Below are 15,313 nucleotides of genomic sequence, written 5' to 3' on the forward strand. Positions count from 1 at the left end.
AACGGTGTACAGGCGTCCGATCACCCGGCTCACTCTGCCACTGGCCCGCGAGCGGGCCAGTGGCAGGGGCCCAGCCCGAGGTTAAAGAACAAGCTGAGTAGGTGTTTTTCTACTCGCTTCCTCGGGCTGCGTCCGGCAGCCCGAGAGCGAGTGATCTTTGTTCCGGAACAGGGTGTGCATGCCGCAGGGACTTGATGGACTGGGGCGATGAAGATCTTGTCGCCTCGTGTCCTGCGGGCTCTTGAACGGTTCAACGCCGCTTATCCCTGGGATCACAACGCCCACTACCACCGCTGGATCCTGCGCCAGTTGCCGAGGCGCTTCGACCACGCCCTGGACGTCGGTTCCGGCAGCGGTGATCTTGCAAGGCTCTTGGCCGGACGAGCCGATGCTGTGCAGGCCGTCGATTCCGATCCGGTGATCACGGCCCAGGCCCAGAAACTGACTCCTTCCGGGCTCCCCGTCACCTTCACCGTCGCGGATGCAATAGCCGAGCTTCCTGCCGGTCCTTATGACGTCATCACGTGCGTCGCCACGATCCACCACCTGCCGTTCACCCTGGCGCTCACCCGTTTCCGCCGTCATCTGGCTCCGGGAGGGACACTGGTGATCGTCGGCCTGTCTCGCGCCCAGACCCCCGTGGACCACCTGCTCGGTGCTGTCGCCATTCCGGGCAACGCTGCCATGGGCTGGCTGAAGAACAAGGGCCGCCCCTCGCAGCGGCCCGTCTCCATGACGGCCCCTACTCGCTCAGCGGACATGACCTTTGACGACATCGTCCGTGAAGCCAGAGACGTCCTCCCTGGCGCACGGCTGCGACGACGGTTGTTCTGGCGCTATACGCTTGTATGGAATCAGCCCTGAGTGGCCCGTGGCTTCCTCGACCAAGTGTCGGTGCGGGGGCTCTTGCGGGTGAGACGCCGAGTCATCATGGTGATGAGCGCCCAGTTCAGGTGTGCTTCGGAGTGCTGGGGCCAGCGTTCGTAGTCGCGTGCGTTGCGGCGGGCGTTCATGCACCAGCCGATCGTGCGCTCGACTTTCCACCGGCGGGGCAGGACGACGAAGCCCTTGGTGCCCTTGGGCCGGGAGACGATGCGCAGGGTGAGCCAGAGTCGGTCGCGGGCCCAGTCCACGAGTTCGCCGGCGTAGCCGCGGTCGGCCCAGACCTGGGTGATCTGTGGCTGGGTGAGGCGCAGGCGCCAGAAGACGTCGCGGGCGGCGTCGCGGTCTTGGATGTCGGCGGGCGTCACCGTGATCATCACGGGCAGGCCGAGCGTGTCCACGGTGATATGTCGCTTGCGGCCGTTGATTTTCTTGGCGGCGTCGTAACCGCGGCTGTCCTTGCCGACGGTGGAGGCGCCCTTGACCGACTGGGAGTCGACGATCAGTGTCACCGGGTGGGGGCAGCGGCCCTTGCCGGTACGGATCCTCCGGCGGAGCTGGTCACGAATGTAGGTGACGACCCCGGCCCGGTTCCACCTCCAGAAAAACCCGTAAACCGTCTCCCACGGGGGGAAATCCGCAGGCAGGGCCCGCCACTTCGCGCCGTTGTCGACGACGTAGCGGATGCCGTCGACGATCTCCCGCCCGGGGCCACTTTTCCGGGTGTCCGCCGGTCTTGGTCTGGCAGGCAGGGACAGGCAGCAGGGGTTCCAGCAGGGCCCATTCGGCGACGGAGGTGTCAGAGGGGTAGCGGCGGCGACGGGAGGCAGCGGGCATGGCGGGCTCGGCAGAGGTGATCGGCGGCGAGGGCTATTTGGAGAGTTGGGCGAGGGTGGCGCGGACACCGGTGAGCTGGGCGGTGGCGAGCTGGGCCCATTCGTCGTCGGGGTAGCGGGCCAGGTGCGGGTCGAGCGTGCCCGTGATCACCCGGGTGAGTCGGCCGAGAATCTGGCGGAACTGGCGCTTGTCGTACTCGATCCAGTCGGCAGGGTCGTCGGAGAACATGTAGCCGTCCGGGCGGGTCCATGTGATCGGGGTTAGGTTCTCCGCGGCGACGACGTCGCGGACGTGCCGGATGCCGCGGCCGACCTGCGAGCGGGTCAGGCGAGTGGCGGCCATGAGCTGGTAGGTGTGCAGGCCGGCGGGGCGTGCTTCCATCAGGGCGACGCGGACCAGGTCGCCGTAGTGCTCGGCCAGCGGCCGGGCCTCCCGGCGCCGGGACACGGCTACTCCTCGCCTTTGAGGAGCTGCACGAGCTGCTCGTCCAGGGTGAACTCGCCGTTGTCGAGGGCTCCTTCGAGCCAGTCCGCCGCCGCACGAACCCGGCCGATCTGCCGCCGGACGGTCTCGCGCTCGTCCTCGGTGAACTCCTGTCCACGCAGCTGCGGGACCAGCCTGCCCAGCGTGGCAACGAAGCCGTGACAGGAGCCGACCAGGTCGAGGTATTCGATGGTGTGCTCGATCGCGCGGACGGCCGGTGTGCGCTCCCGGATCCGCTCGCGCGTTTCGTTGGAGTTGTCGAACTGCGCGCGGTTGACGAGCATCCGGGTGGTGTCGTCGCGCATCGCCGTCCGGGCGACCGCCGGACGGCGCAACAGGCTGGTGGTGACCTCCTTTGCGACCGTGTCGTCCCTGGTCAGTTCCGTGACAACCCGCACCCGCTCGGCCGGGGTGACGTGCTCGGTCACCGCCGGCCGCTTCAGCAGGTCGGTGGCGACCTGGGCGGCGACCTCGTCATCCCGGGTCAGGTCGGCCACGGCCTGGACCTTCTCATCCACCGTCACCGGGCGGTCGACCCGCTGGCCGACGACCCGCTTCGCGCCATCAGGCGTCCACTGCCGAGCTCCCGTACGCGGGTTGAACGGCGCGTCCTCGATCGCCGCCCATCGCTCGTCCTCGTCGACCACCGAGGCCAGGATGCGGTGGACTGTGAACGACACCCCCTCCTTGCGACGTTCCTGCGGCCACCGGTTGGCGGTGTAGCGCCAGTCCTCCACAGTGCGCCGCTCGACACCGATGTCGTCCGCGAACATCTGCAACGACTCCGTCACCGTGAACAAGTCATCCGTGCCGTTCGGCATCGACCCGCCCACCGACCTCATCGGCTCGATCTCCAGCGCCATGTCGCCCAGGGCGAACTGCGCGCGGGCGACCTGCGCGATCAGGTCCTTCGCCTGGGTGACGAGCTGTTCGTAACGCTGCCGGGTGACGTTCCCGATCCGGTCGGTCACGTCGGTCATGACGACCACCGCCCTCACCCGGGCCCGGCTCGGCCACCACAACGTGACCGGTCAATGGGGCGCCGGCCCCGGTCACCGTCCACCGTGACGCAGGCGCGACACACCGGGACAGAGCGTGAACCGGGGGCGCTCGAAGCGCTCGGTGGTCCGCGTCAACTACCCTGACAAACAAGGGGTGTTCGAGGTGCCCGCGAGGCGTTCGGCTATGGCGTTTCCGTAACGCCGTTCCGTGACGCCCGCCGCTGACGACAAGCCCGCACCCGGCAACGGTCCGAGCAATACACCGCCGCCCTCGACCGCTCCACCCCCACCGTCCAGGACCGGCCGCACACCGGGCACTCAGCCTGCTCACCCCGCTGCATCGCTATAACCCGTTCACGGGTCTGCTGTCGTCTCCGCCACCGCCGTGACCTGCACCGACCCGAACAGAACACCGCCTCTGCCGCCATCGTCTGCGACAGCGGATCACCACATTCCCGGCAGTACCGCCGAGCCGTCCCGTCAGCCCCCACACGCCAGATCATCCAGCCGAACACACCTCACGGCCAGGGATCAAAAACACCTACTGAGCATGGAGGCGATCGCGGTGGCCCTGGTCGTCGGCGAGCTCACGGATCTCCCCCGCACACGCTTGATCACTTACAGTGCAGTTAATGCATCAGCCTGTACCTGATGCATTAACTTGTCAATCGAAAGGCAGAAACCGGGACAGCCGCCGACCACTACGGAGTCCGCGCATGGGCAACGCCGAGCCGCCGCCGCACCAGGTGGTCGCGAGCGACCTGAGACGCCGACTCGCGGCAGGCGAATGGGAGGTCGGCGCCAAACTGCCCTCCCGCGCCCAGCTCGCCCAGCACTACGGCGTGGGCCCCAACGTCATGCAGAAGGCCGTAGAGCGGCTGATCGTCGAAGGGCTCCTCGAAGGCCGCGCAGGTTCCGGAACCTACGTGACCCCGCCGCGCGAGCGACGCCGAATGATCCGTTCCCGGCACCGGGAACGCCGCGGCGGCAGCCCGTTCCGAGCCGACATGTCAGAGATCGGCAGCAGCGGCACCTGGGAGGCGTCCTCCGAGGCCCGCACACCGGCCCCGCAGAGCATCGCCCGGCGCCTCGGTATCCAGCCCGGCGACCCGACGGTGCGCACCACCTACGAGTTCCTCGCCGACGGAAAGCCCGCCCAGATCTCCACCAGCTGGGAGCCCATGGCCATCACCGGCGACACACCCATCCTGCTTCCGGAGATGGGCCCGCTTGCCGGCAAGGGTGTGGTCGAGCGGATGCGCTCCATCGGCATCGACGTCGAAAGCTGGCTGGAGCTTCCACGTCCTGCGCGCGCCACTGACGAACAGGCGGCCCTGCTCGCCCTGAGTACCGGCGATCTGGTCCTGGCGATCGAGCGGACGTACTACGCCAGCGACGGCCGCGCCGTGGAAACGGCCGACATCGTCGTCCCGGACCGCCATTGGGAAGTGGCCTACGAGTTCGCCGTCGACCCGCCCGAGCCCACCTGAATGATCCTCTGGATGCACCCACTCCTGAGCGAGCGGCAGTCGCACCGTTGCCAGGCGCGCCGACGACTGCTCCGCCCCACGGGCGGGGAACGCGCACCCGGTCAAGTCCACTGGGCGCACGGGTGCTCCCTGGCGCCGGCGATCAGGTCGGCGAGCCCGAGTGGGTAGATGGTCTCGGCCGTGCCGCGCAGCTCAGCCACTAACCACCAGCGGTATTCACGGATGTTGTCCGGCTGCGATGCACGGGCGGGGTTGACGTCGGCCGAGACCCGGGCGAGGTGACACTTCTCCGCTCTGCTACCTCTACGCCGAGCCCGCGCCGGCAGGGCCGGGCAGGCTGAGGCGCTCGCGTAGCTCGGCCCACGCCGGAGCGAACATCTTGGCGAACAGCGCCCAGTCGCTGTCCCACGGGCTGCCGGTGCCGAAGATCTGACGGATCCGCTTGGAATAGGGAATCCGCGCACGCAGCATCTGCACGTGATTGTCCGGGACTTCGTCGTCGAGAACGCCGACCCGCGGGCTGACGCTGTGCACCAGGGCGAAGCAGGGGGCGCCGTTCTCCGCCGCCACCATCTGGAAGCGAGTGGGGAACAGCGAGCTCAGCACCTTCCGGTCGCTCTCGGGCACCGGAACGACGACCGCCTGGGCGACGGCGAGGACCGCCTCCTGGTTGACGCTGGACAAGTCGAGAATGCTCACCTGCCCTGAGCGGCTCTCACCGCGGGCCCAGCGGACTGTCTCCTCCCAGTCGAGGGGAAGCACCCGCAACGGCGGGGTGCGGCCGAGCATCTCAGCCAGCGCGGTGACGCTCCGCGCGGCGGCCGCAGCGTCGTGGTTGCGGGGGTCGCCGTCGACCAGCACGGTGTCGTGTGCCTCTGCCGCGGCGGCGCTGGCCAGACCGAGAGCGGTCATGGTGCGGCCCATGCCGCCGACCGCACCTGCTACAGCGATGATCACGTCTGGGCGCCGTCCTGTCGCCGGGTACGGGGGAAGTGGGCTCGTCCCGGCCCTCGTCCGAACCGGCGCGCTCCTCCCAGGGAGCGTACCGCCGTACGGCGACCCCAGTACGAGCCTCTGGCTGCGTTACCCCTGCCCACCGTGCGGCCTTTCATTGAAGAGGGTGCCCGGTGGAGCTATGGCGCCTTCGTCCCTGGATCCGGAGCAGAGCTCCGGGGGTACAGGCCCCCGGGCGGGCCAGAAGCCTAAGTTTATCGGGGCCACCGTCCCGTACCCCCCGATCGGGACATCGCCTCATCCGCCCGCGTCCTCCGGACTACGCTTCGCGGCGTGCCAACACCACGTGACTAAGCACGCTAAGGAAGCTCTTGCCACATCACGGCGGGCGAGGAGAACCGGGGTGGCCTGGTCCACCTCCAGACCACCGATGCCTGAACGGTCGGGTGCGGTCAGGCCCGTCGTCCAGGGTCGTGCAGACGGGGCGATACCGAGGCCGCGAGAACCTCGGCTGGTTTCTCGGCCTCAGCCGGTGGTGGACCAGGCGCGCAGCTGCGAGGCGACCTCCTGCACGCGGGCGCCCTTGTGCTTGGCGCGCATCACGAGCGCGAGGGCGTCCTCCGGCTCGTAGTGCAGCGTGATGCTGTTGGTGTTGAGGTAGGTCTCGGCGACCAGCCAGGCGAAGAACTCGTTCTTCGCCTCCAGCGGTTCGTGCAGGGCGATGGTCTCCAGCATGGCCGCGGCCTTGAGCCAGTCGCTGGCGTACACGTCGCGTCCCATGTAGTGGGCCTGGACCCGGGCGCAGACGGCGTCCAGCACACCGAGATCGAGACAGGCCGGGTCGCCCGGGAGGGTCTGCGCGATCTGCAGAAGCTCCTGTGGCGTGAGGAACCGCGTCACGCGGCGTGACCGTGCTGCTGGCTCTCGCGCAGGTCGCGGCTGCCCATGGGCGCGGGGTCGGGCCAGGCGCCGTTGGGGTCGGCAGCGTGAGTGTCTTGCGTGGCGAAGACTTCGGCGAGCTGTGGAACGCGGTCGCGGGTCTTACCGAGGGCCTTGAGGAACGGGTCCTCTGCGGCCTTGAGTGCCGCGTCGCGAACGAAGTCCTCGGGCGACTTGCCGGCGAGGTGAGCGGCCGCCTCGACGCGCGCGTACTCCTCCGGCGCGAAGGGCGGAACCTGGCGTCCGTTCTGGTCCATACGAGCGACGGTACCAGCGCGCCAGCCGCTGGCCGAAGCTGTTCAGGGGAATGGACGGCATGCGGACCTACGCGGCCGCGGACCTGCGGGGCGCCATGAGGCCTTGCATCTCCGCTCGTGAAGTTGCGGCTGATTGCGTCCACGGAAATCAGGGGGCGTTTCACTTGGTGTAAAAGACCGCCTGTGATGCCCGTTCGCTGGACTATTGCTCCACGAGAAATGTGGCGCGACAGCTTACTCGTTGCATAATGCGCAAAAAGTTGACAGCCGCAGGGATTGAAATTTACTTTCGATCACTCTCGATCATGAGTGCTGCGCATAGGTTGAATCCCACGGCACCCGAGGACGGACAAGCCCATGTTTCAATGAGGCAGTAGGCCAGAATGCGCAGGAGTGGCTTCGATTCATTTCTCATTTACATGTCTCACTTCTGACGCCAACGCGCGACAGCGACCATGATGACCACAACAAGCATTGAACCCAGGAATATGGGAATCTCCCAGCCGTCAGGGATCCAAGATCCTTTTCCTGAAGAGTCTGCATAGTGCAGCATTTGTACGCCTCCTTCGTATCCTTCTCATTCCGGTCTTCCTGGCGAATGATCGCCACCCCAGGAAGAGTGCGACTGCTTACGACCACGCGTCCTTCGCCTGCCACAGGTCCGCCTACGACCGTGGCGCCAGCTACACATGCGGTGGTCACGGCCTCACCGAAAGCCCATCCGAAGCTGATGGCGGCGGCTTCTCCCCACTCCCCCCTTTTGACTGCGCCTCCGAACTCCATAGCAGTCTTCACGTCACCCATCGGGGTGAGAGCATCCGTAACATCACCGAAGGACAGTGTGCCGCTCGGGTCGATGCGGTTGACGGGGTCGCCTTCGGCGTAGAGGTAGGGGTTCTTCGCCTGGCCGGAGGGGTTGGGGTTGGTGAAGCGGCCGATGTTGGGGTCGTAGTAGCGGGCCGAGAGGTGGTACAGGCCGGTCGGGTCCTGGAAGCCGCCGGCGAACCGGTAAGGCTGGGAGATCTTCTCGGTGGTGGTGCCACGCTCGACGCCTCGGGGGCTGTAGGCGTAGCTGTTCACCTTGGTGCCGGTCTCGTCGGCGAGCGCGACGACGGAGCCGATCGCGTCGGTGAGGTAGTAGTACGACTTGCCCCCGGTCGGCATGGAGTTCAAGGTGCCCCCGGGTTCCCGGTTGAATCCCATGTCGACTCCGGCCGCTACGACAGCAGCGCCGCCATCGTCCAGGCCGTCCTCAGTGGGGCCGTGCCCGTTGCCGTCCACTTCACCGAGCACGTCCTGGACTCCGCGATCCTGCCCGTCGCCATCGGCCACGGAATGATCGCCCGGCTCCAGAACAACGGTGACCTCCTGGAAAAGCCCTGGGAAGTCAGCAAGTACATGTACAAGGCCGTCACCGGCGAAGTCCCCTTCAGTGACAACCTTGTCATCGCCCGCAACATCTGGGACGCCCGCCGCGTCAGCCGCATCCTCGCCCGGGAAACCGCCCTCCTCGAGCAGGTCAACCCCCTCGACGCCTTCCTCGACGAAGAAGAAGACCTGTTCGACTTCGACGAAGACGTCTGAGACACGACGGCATCACCGCACACCAGTCCCCCATCTGGACCCGGCCATCCACGCGCCGACCGCCCCCTCAAGGACAGCGCACGTGAACAACCTGTCCCTCATGCCCGACACCTCCCAAGGTGACCAGCCCCAGACCAGCCCCGGATGGCGCTTCAGCGTGATCCCTCCCAAGGACGTCTGGGCCCGGTGGTACACCAACATTAAGGCTGCCCGCCGTCCTGCCGACACCCTCGCCATCCCCGCGATAGCAACCGCCACCTTGCACTTCACCCACGTCATCCAAGATGGTGATTCCCTCATGGCACTGGGCCTCACCGCGCTCACCGTCGGATACGACGCCGTCATCGCCATCTGCCGCACCTGGCACAAAACCTCCGTCGTCGACGGCGACGCCTCGCGGTGGGCTCGGCATCCACCTCCGGGCCGCATGCTCCCGAGATCTCGCTGAGCTGGGCCCGCACAGCGCTCACCGTCGAACCGCAGCCTGACGACGCAGAAGGCCGCCCGCCGCCAGCGGCTGGCCGAACCTCCCATTGACTGCGCCTCTCGCCGGAAACGCTGACCACCTGGCCTACCTCTACGGCGTTGCTTCCTTGCCCGGGGACGGCGCCGTTCTCGTCCGTGGCGAACGACGGCACCCGGATGAGGAAAGAGCTGAGGATCAATAGCAGCTGCACGGTGACGTACAAGTCTCCTGGCGCACCGCCGGGCTTGCCGGGACCGCCGAGCTCATCGGCGCGGGCCCGCGACCTGGGCGGCTTCGAGTAGCCCGGCTTCACGTCCAGCGGCAGCCGCGGCGGCGAGCTGCCCCTGGACGTGCGGGTCGGCATCCGGGTCGTAGATGGTGCCCGTTCACCGGTGCTGGGCCCACCACACCAGAGCGGTGACAGCTGCTCCGCCGGCGGCTGTGGCGACACCGCGCATCAGGGCAAACAGCATCGCCTGGCGCAGGCGGCGAAGCGTCTTGGTGTCGAAGGTGCTCATGAGCGTGCCTTCCTTCCGATTAGTTCCCTCGGTGTGGTCCGAGGCAGTTGGAGGAAGCGTCCCGAGCTGCTGCAATTGTCCGCTAGGAAGAGGTGGCGAAAGCCCAGGTGAAGCGCGGACAACGTCATGTTGGCCGTGGAAAGGGCGGGGGATGACCAAGCTCGGACGTCCGGTACAGCCCGTTTCGGACACAGAGGAGACGGACAGACTGGCACGCTTTCTGCGCAGGCTGACCGAGGGACTGACTCTCCGACAGTTGGAGGAGCACTTCCCGGCAGCGAGGAAGTCCTTATGGGGGGAGTACCGGCGAGGAGCCAAGGATGTGCCCCTGGAACTGCTCACGCAGGTAATCAAGGCGCGGGTGCCCGCGCCGCTGCAGGAGCGGCGGCTGCAGGAGGCCAAGGTGCTGTGCCAGCAGGCAGCAAGCGCCCGCGCTGGCCGCGGCCGCCTGGTACCGACTCCGGCGCGGTCCGCGGAGGCGGAGGCCGTTCACGCCTACAAGGAACTGGCCACCGCGCGGGAGGGACAGCTGAAGGCCGAACAGGCCTTACGGCGTAGTAATGATCTCGTCCACGTGCTGCTGATGCTCGTCGGGTCGCTGCGGTCCCGGGTTGAAGAGCTGACCATCGAGCGAGACGCCTTGGCGCAACAGCAACCCGAGAGTCGGCATCTGGAACAGGTACGCGCGGAGCGGGACAAGGTTCAAAACCAACTACTGCGGTACCAGGAGGAACTGGACCGGGCACGTCGGGAACGGGACCAGGCCGAGTACCTTCGGATGGTCGCGCAGCAGCGTGCCGAGGAGTATCAGCGGAGGCTGGAGCAGTACGAGCAGCGCGCCGCTGAGAATCGACCTGAGGACGCTGTTCACGAGGAAGCCCAGGTGCCCCCACTGCCGCCGGAGGTGTCCCTGGAGGAGTACGAGATCACGCTGGAGCGGATCTCCGACGACCTTGACGCCAACGCACAGGAGCTGAACCTGCTGCGTCAGCAGCTAGGTGACACTGGGCTGGCCGAGACAGATCAACGCGTTGTCCGCGGGGAGGTCGTGGACAACGCGGACAACGCTTCACCCAGCCAGAAGGGGCAGACAGGTCACGCTTCGCAGAGCTCGGGCTTACCCCGGCCGGCCGACAGCAGTTCTCCCTCTGGGGAGGCAGCAGGTGGTCGACGCCTCACCAGGAAGAAAACTCAGGATCCGCGGGTAGTGACCCGGCTGCTTTGGAAGAAGCCGCCAGTGCCTCTTCCTGAACTGGCCGGTGCACGGCAGGTCCGCCGCAGGCCGCTACCTCGGGGGTTCAGCGCGTCCGGGACGCTGCAGGTACGGCGCATCGCAGTGCGAGTAGCTGCGTTGATACTCGGTGTGGTGGCCTGTCTGGCTGGCGCGCACCCGGCCATAGGGGTGTATCAGGAGCGAGTTCAGTACGAGAAAGCCCAGCCCTGCGCGCCGGGCACACAGCCGTCTGCAGAGCACGCTTGCATTGGCCAGGAGACCGGTCATGTCGTGGACAAAACAGCTGGTTCCGAGGGCAGTTCCCCTTCGCTGACCGTGGCCCGAGCTTCGGGGAGGACTGAGGAACACGCGGTCAGTAACCAGTTGTACAAGACCGCCCGACGCGGTTCCAAAGCAACGTTCAAGGTCTGGCGGGGCGACCTCTATGAGATCACCGTGGGCGGCAAGAGCACCCAAGTCAGCCCTGCCTCGTCTGTCGTGCCCCTGATCTGGTCGTCGATCCTCATCGCCTTCGGGGTCAGCCTGCTGCTCTCGGCTGTACTGGGGAGCGGAAGGATCCGGTGGCTCTTCTCTGGAGACAAGATCTTCGTGTCAGTGTTCCTGGGGTTCTTCACCTACATCGCCCTCGGCTTCGCCACTGCCTCGACCAGCCGGCTGACCTGGATCGTGACACTTGCACTCTGGCTGGGGATAGTGGCCTTCTGCTCGGGATGGTTCAAGAAGGAGTGGGAGTGGTGATGGGGAGCTAAATTCTGGTGGATCTGTGGTGGAGGCGTCCTCCCGTGCCCGGGTCCCGGCGCTCCCAGCGGCAGAGGGCGGTCTCCGAACTGCGGGCCCAGGGCCGGTACGGGCCCGACTCCGCGACGTGCTCCCGGCCTTCACCAGCCTGGGCCTGGCCGTGCTCGCGCCCGTCCGTTGTTCGCCTGGCTCTACCGCGCGCTCGGCGTCGGCGGCCTGGTGCTCGGCGCTGTGCTGCTCGGCCGCCGCGAAAAGACCGGCCTCACCGATCAGGGCCTCGGTCTGCCGGCGGTGGTCGCACGTCTCGCACAGCCCAACCGCCTGCTCCTGCCCGCAGTCCTCGCACGGCAGGGCCTGGCGCGCCGCTTCGGCGGCCGCCGCCTCCTGGCGCTCGCACTCCGCCTGCTCCCGGGCGGCCGCACGGGCCGCCTCGCGGCGGGCCTGCTCCACGCGGGCTTGCTCCTGCCGCCGTGCGAGGCATTCCGCCTCGATGGCCACCTGCTCGCGCAGCCGCTCCTCGAGGACCCGGCGGCGCTCACCGGCGCTCAGGCCGGACAGCTCCCGCTCGACCTCCGCCGCGACCTTGGCCCGCCGGGCCCGCCGGATGTGCACCACGTTGCCGCACATCTCGCACTCGCCGCGCGTGTCCAGCCGGATCCCGTCATCACACCGGCGGTCCGAGCACGCCTGACGCTGCACCAGCCCACGCCGTATCAGCCACGGGAACGGATGCACGACCAGGTCCTCGCCGCCGGTCTCCTCCAACCGGTCGGTGAACCGGTCGGCCAGCAGCCGCGGCGCCATCTCCGGCCACTCCAGCATGCCCGCCAGCCGGGACAGCTCCGCCGTCACAGCCACCTCCACCTGGCCTTACTGGTTCTGGCAGCGGCGGCCGCCGTCCCGGTACCCGAAGACGAAGGCGACGGTGTGGTCGGTGTGGTGCGGCTGCTGGACGACGATCAACTCGGCAAGCCCTCCGACCCCGCGGCCGTGCTGCAGTCCTGGCTCGACTCCCCCGCCGCCGGTGAGATCCTCTCCGTCTCTGAGGCCTATAGCGCCGTTGTGAAGTCCCGCTACTGCCCCCTGGAGCACCTTCGCCAGAGCCCGGCTGACGAAATCCTTGCCCGCCACGAACCCGAAGTCGCCCTGAAGATCTTGCTGGACCACTGCGGGCACAGCACCGACCGGTGGGAAGCACTCGCCGCCGCCATGACCTTCGACTACGACGGCGAGAAGATCACCTTTGGAGAGCTCCTCGACTCCCTGGCCGGCGCAACCGCAGAAACATAGGGAAACAGCACAGCGCCACGGCGCTCCCCACAGCGGGCAGTGCCCCTTGCTCTGCTCTCACCGGCCTTGAGTGCTTCGGCGGCGATCTCCTGGACATCGAAGAGGCGGGTGGCGTAGATCGGGGGCAGGGCGACGGTGAGGTGCCGGATGAGGTCCTGGTCCGTCGTCCCGATAGGCGCGGTGTAGCCGAGGCGGGCACGGGTGTCGATGACGGTGCCGCCGGTGGTGGCCGCCTTCTGCCGGGCCTTGGCTCTGGTCTGCGGCTGCCACCGCTTCCTCACCTCGCGTTCCAGGCGCGCGGCGAGGTCGTGCCGGGGCTTTTTGATCTGGTCCTTCACCTACCGCTCGACGGTGCGCTGGGAGATGCGCAGCATCTGGGCGACCGCCTTGGTGCCCTTGAGCTGCCTGACCAGGTACCGCATCTGCGCGCCCGTGCTCTTGGGTGCCGGGCGGGTGAACGCCTTCTGCACCGCGGCCTCCAGGCCGTCCCCGAACAGGCTCATGGTGGCCTACCCCTATTCTCCGTTGTCGACGTCGGTGACGGTGCCGCTGTTGGGCCGGCGTACAGCCACGATGGCCGACATCACGGGCCGCCGTACGACGGGCAGACGCATTGACGAGCTCGGTCATCCGTCTCCTGAGCGTCCGCAGCCGGTCTCGTGCGGGACCGACGTCCTCAAGCGACGGTACCCAGGCCCGCCGTGGTAACCGTCACCTCGGCGCGGGATGCGGCCTTGAGCCGCATCCGCTCCTTGACCACGTCAGCGGCCTGGAAGCCCTCCCAGTATGGGTGGGCCGTAACCGTCTCGGAGAGTTCGAGGCACTCCTGGCGCAGCTGGGCAACGGCGGCCTTCTGCTCATCGGTCCATCCCGGGCTCGGTGCCCGGCCGCCGGTGACCTCGCCGGTATGAGGGTGTTCGGTACCGGGCCAGCCCTCCATGGGCTCCGCCGACCAGGGCAGGGACTGTAGCAGCACCGAAAGCTCTGCGGTGGCCTGGTGCAGGCGGGTCTGGGCGGCGAGCAGGTCACCGGGGAAGGAGGTCTCAGCCATAGCCGGAATGGTACGCGCGTTCGAATCCGGTTGGTCTTCCGGCACCCGGGTGTCCGCCGGGTCCTGAGGAGCGCGTTCGGCGTCTGTAGCGGGCGTGGGCTCGCTGGCCGGCTGCGCTGGCTGCCACGCAGCCGGGACAGGACTGTCAGCTGGCTGTACCACCGGCGGGTCGGTGGGGCGTGCCGCCTCGCCGCAACGGGAAGCTCCGGTCTCGTACTCCCCGGGCCGTGGCCGGGGAGTACCCGGCGGCACACTCTGCGCCGTTCCTGCGAACTCCGCCGCAGGTAGGTGCACGGGATGCTGTGGCCTGTCGACGGTGATGGAGAGCTGTGCGAGACCGCGTCGGGGCAGCGGTGCGCTGGGCGTCCACGTTTCCTCTCCGAAGCGGCATGAGAGCTCTGCCTCCTCGCCTGAGAAGTGGATTGCGTCGCCGGGTTCGACGACTCCCTCGGCTGGTGGCTCCTCGATCGGCCGGTACTCGGACCAAGTGGCCCGGTCGCGGGCAGGCACCCACATGTAGGCCCCGGCGTGGCGGTTTCGCTGTGACGGGATGAAGAGCGGCACCACGGTCCCGGTCGCCGCGCCGATCAGCGTCTGGCCGACGGTGACGCCGCGGGTGCTTCCGGTCCACCCCGTCCAGCCCGTACCTTCGTCGTCCAGCCGCCGCGGGGTGTCCCATTGCAGGTGTACCCGGCCGCAGCCGGTCTTCGCCAGCCCGTCAGGGCACGGTCGTTCGGCCGCCGCTGTGCAGATCCACTCGACGAGGACGCGGTACCCGCCCATCAGCGGAAGGTCGGTGGCGTTGCTGATCTGCCGCCACGTCGCAGGCCGGGTCAGCATCCAGTTCGCCCGGTCGACGAGGTGAAACTTGTCGTTGTCGGTGATCCAGTTGGCGGTGAGTCCAGCGCTGGCGTGCGCTCGAGACCGGCGAAGGACCGTCCCCGAGCTGGCGTTGTAGTATTGCGCCTCGCACCCCAGGTTCAGCCCTCCGTCACCGATGACGGTGACGTCCGGCCGGGACGTCCGGAACTTGTTCGCCTTCTCCACGTCGTACCGGATGCCGGCCGCGTCACATGTCCGGGCCACGAACTCTTTCATAGCCTTGTGCCGGTCGCTCTCCTCCGGCGTCATCTCGTGGGTGGTGGGCAGGTGGACCGCCCGCAATCGCACCAGGCCATCGGGTCCGCGGTGCCTCCGGACGTACATGAATCGGCTTTGCACTCCGTTCAGCTCCGCCTTGCACACGCGACCCGCCTGGCTCTCGACGCACTGCAGCAGCGTGCGGTCGCGTTCGGTGATCGGTCGGAGCAGCGCGTCGATCAGGTCGGGCAGGAGGTGTTGGCTGCCGCGCGGAAGATCGAGGTCGTCCTTATCGAGTGCGAGGACTCGCTGGAGCCCTTCGTGCCAGACGCCGTTCGCCAACGTGCACCGCCTTCGCTTAGGAGGACTTTTCCCTCGAAGGTAGAGGCAGCCACTGACAAACCGACAGATGCTGGGTGACTAAAGGAAATCATGACAAGTTTCTCGTGCTGCTGGGGGGGGGTGTCAGTTTCCAATCCGGATCAACGAGTAGGCGTCGGTTACCACGG

General features: G+C 67.6%; 13 protein-coding genes and 3 pseudogenes. 6 read left to right on the forward strand and 10 right to left on the reverse strand.

Annotated elements, in window-relative coordinates:
* The first annotated feature begins 207 nt into the window (after nucleotides 1-207).
* Nucleotides 208-864: a class I SAM-dependent methyltransferase gene (locus ABTZ58_RS38840; protein ID WP_351367835.1), complete on the forward strand. Its 657-nt coding sequence runs from the start codon at nucleotides 208-210 to the stop codon at nucleotides 862-864.
* Here ABTZ58_RS38840 and ABTZ58_RS38845 read toward each other — a convergent pair.
* The 3 genes and pseudogenes from ABTZ58_RS38845 to ABTZ58_RS38855 all read right to left on the reverse strand — a co-directional run bounded on the left by ABTZ58_RS38845 (nucleotide 855) and on the right by ABTZ58_RS38855 (nucleotide 3,182).
* A pseudogene (locus ABTZ58_RS38845) lies at nucleotides 855-1,719 on the reverse strand (IS5 family transposase). The gene ABTZ58_RS38840 and the pseudogene ABTZ58_RS38845 overlap by 10 nt on opposite strands.
* A gap of 33 nt (nucleotides 1,720-1,752) precedes the next feature.
* Complete coding sequence (locus ABTZ58_RS38850; RefSeq protein ID WP_351367838.1) at nucleotides 1,753-2,166, reverse strand: hypothetical protein; 414 nt, start codon at nucleotides 2,164-2,166, stop codon at nucleotides 1,753-1,755.
* Between the two features lie 2 nt (nucleotides 2,167-2,168).
* Complete coding sequence (locus ABTZ58_RS38855) at nucleotides 2,169-3,182, reverse strand: DUF6192 family protein (RefSeq protein WP_351367841.1); 1,014 nt, start codon at nucleotides 3,180-3,182, stop codon at nucleotides 2,169-2,171.
* A gap of 737 nt (nucleotides 3,183-3,919) precedes the next feature.
* Between ABTZ58_RS38855 and ABTZ58_RS38860 the strand changes: the two genes are divergently transcribed.
* On the forward strand, nucleotides 3,920-4,693 hold the full coding sequence (locus tag ABTZ58_RS38860; protein ID WP_351367844.1) for a GntR family transcriptional regulator: 774 nt from the start codon (nucleotides 3,920-3,922) through the stop codon (nucleotides 4,691-4,693).
* Between the two features lie 303 nt (nucleotides 4,694-4,996).
* Here ABTZ58_RS38860 and ABTZ58_RS38865 read toward each other — a convergent pair whose 3' ends face one another.
* From ABTZ58_RS38865 to ABTZ58_RS38880, 4 genes and pseudogenes are all read right to left on the reverse strand, one after another.
* On the reverse strand, nucleotides 4,997-5,650 hold the full coding sequence (locus tag ABTZ58_RS38865) for a hypothetical protein (RefSeq protein WP_351367847.1): 654 nt from the start codon (nucleotides 5,648-5,650) through the stop codon (nucleotides 4,997-4,999).
* 522 nt (nucleotides 5,651-6,172) lie between these two features.
* Nucleotides 6,173-6,547 carry a fic family toxin-antitoxin system, toxin component gene (locus tag ABTZ58_RS38870; RefSeq protein WP_351367850.1) on the reverse strand — a complete coding sequence of 125 codons (375 nt, stop codon included), beginning with the start codon at nucleotides 6,545-6,547 and terminating at the stop codon, nucleotides 6,173-6,175.
* The gene (locus tag ABTZ58_RS38875; protein WP_351367853.1) at nucleotides 6,544-6,843 is read right to left on the reverse strand and encodes a type II toxin-antitoxin system TacA family antitoxin; all 300 of its coding nucleotides are present in this window, start codon (nucleotides 6,841-6,843) and stop codon (nucleotides 6,544-6,546) included. The genes ABTZ58_RS38870 and ABTZ58_RS38875 overlap by 4 nt, the downstream gene beginning before the upstream one ends.
* A gap of 807 nt (nucleotides 6,844-7,650) precedes the next feature.
* A pseudogene (locus ABTZ58_RS38880) lies at nucleotides 7,651-8,079 on the reverse strand (RHS repeat-associated core domain-containing protein); the annotation flags it as partial.
* 27 nt (nucleotides 8,080-8,106) lie between these two features.
* Between ABTZ58_RS38880 and ABTZ58_RS38885 the strand changes: the two are divergent.
* Nucleotides 8,107-8,427: a hypothetical protein gene (locus ABTZ58_RS38885; protein WP_351367856.1), complete on the forward strand. Its 321-nt coding sequence runs from the start codon at nucleotides 8,107-8,109 to the stop codon at nucleotides 8,425-8,427.
* Between the two features lie 82 nt (nucleotides 8,428-8,509).
* On the forward strand, nucleotides 8,510-8,875 hold the full coding sequence (locus ABTZ58_RS38890; protein WP_351367859.1) for a hypothetical protein: 366 nt from the start codon (nucleotides 8,510-8,512) through the stop codon (nucleotides 8,873-8,875).
* A gap of 404 nt (nucleotides 8,876-9,279) precedes the next feature.
* Here ABTZ58_RS38890 and ABTZ58_RS38895 read toward each other — a convergent pair whose 3' ends face one another.
* Nucleotides 9,280-9,411 carry a hypothetical protein gene (locus ABTZ58_RS38895; protein WP_351367862.1) on the reverse strand — a complete coding sequence of 44 codons (132 nt, stop codon included), beginning with the start codon at nucleotides 9,409-9,411 and terminating at the stop codon, nucleotides 9,280-9,282.
* Between the two features lie 322 nt (nucleotides 9,412-9,733).
* Between ABTZ58_RS38895 and ABTZ58_RS38900 the strand changes: the two genes are divergently transcribed.
* Nucleotides 9,734-11,383, forward strand: a complete 1,650-nt coding sequence (locus tag ABTZ58_RS38900) for a tol-pal system YbgF family protein (protein WP_351367865.1) — start codon at nucleotides 9,734-9,736, stop codon at nucleotides 11,381-11,383.
* Nucleotides 11,384-11,560: 177 nt separating this feature from the next.
* The gene (locus ABTZ58_RS38905; protein WP_351367867.1) at nucleotides 11,561-12,673 is read left to right on the forward strand and encodes a hypothetical protein; all 1,113 of its coding nucleotides are present in this window, start codon (nucleotides 11,561-11,563) and stop codon (nucleotides 12,671-12,673) included.
* Here ABTZ58_RS38905 and tpg read toward each other — a convergent pair.
* Nucleotides 12,604-13,176, reverse strand: a pseudogene (gene tpg / locus ABTZ58_RS38910) (telomere-protecting terminal protein Tpg). The gene ABTZ58_RS38905 and the pseudogene tpg overlap by 70 nt on opposite strands.
* 173 nt (nucleotides 13,177-13,349) lie before the next feature.
* Nucleotides 13,350-15,146, reverse strand: coding sequence for a DUF8825 domain-containing protein (locus tag ABTZ58_RS38915; protein ID WP_351367870.1), 1,797 nt, complete (start codon nucleotides 15,144-15,146; stop codon nucleotides 13,350-13,352).
* Nucleotides 15,147-15,313: the final 167 nt, after the last annotated feature.

Origin of the sequence: Streptomyces sp. NPDC094143 (genome assembly GCF_040303825.1) — a bacterium.
In the GTDB taxonomy this organism is placed as follows: domain Bacteria; phylum Actinomycetota; class Actinomycetes; order Streptomycetales; family Streptomycetaceae; genus Streptomyces.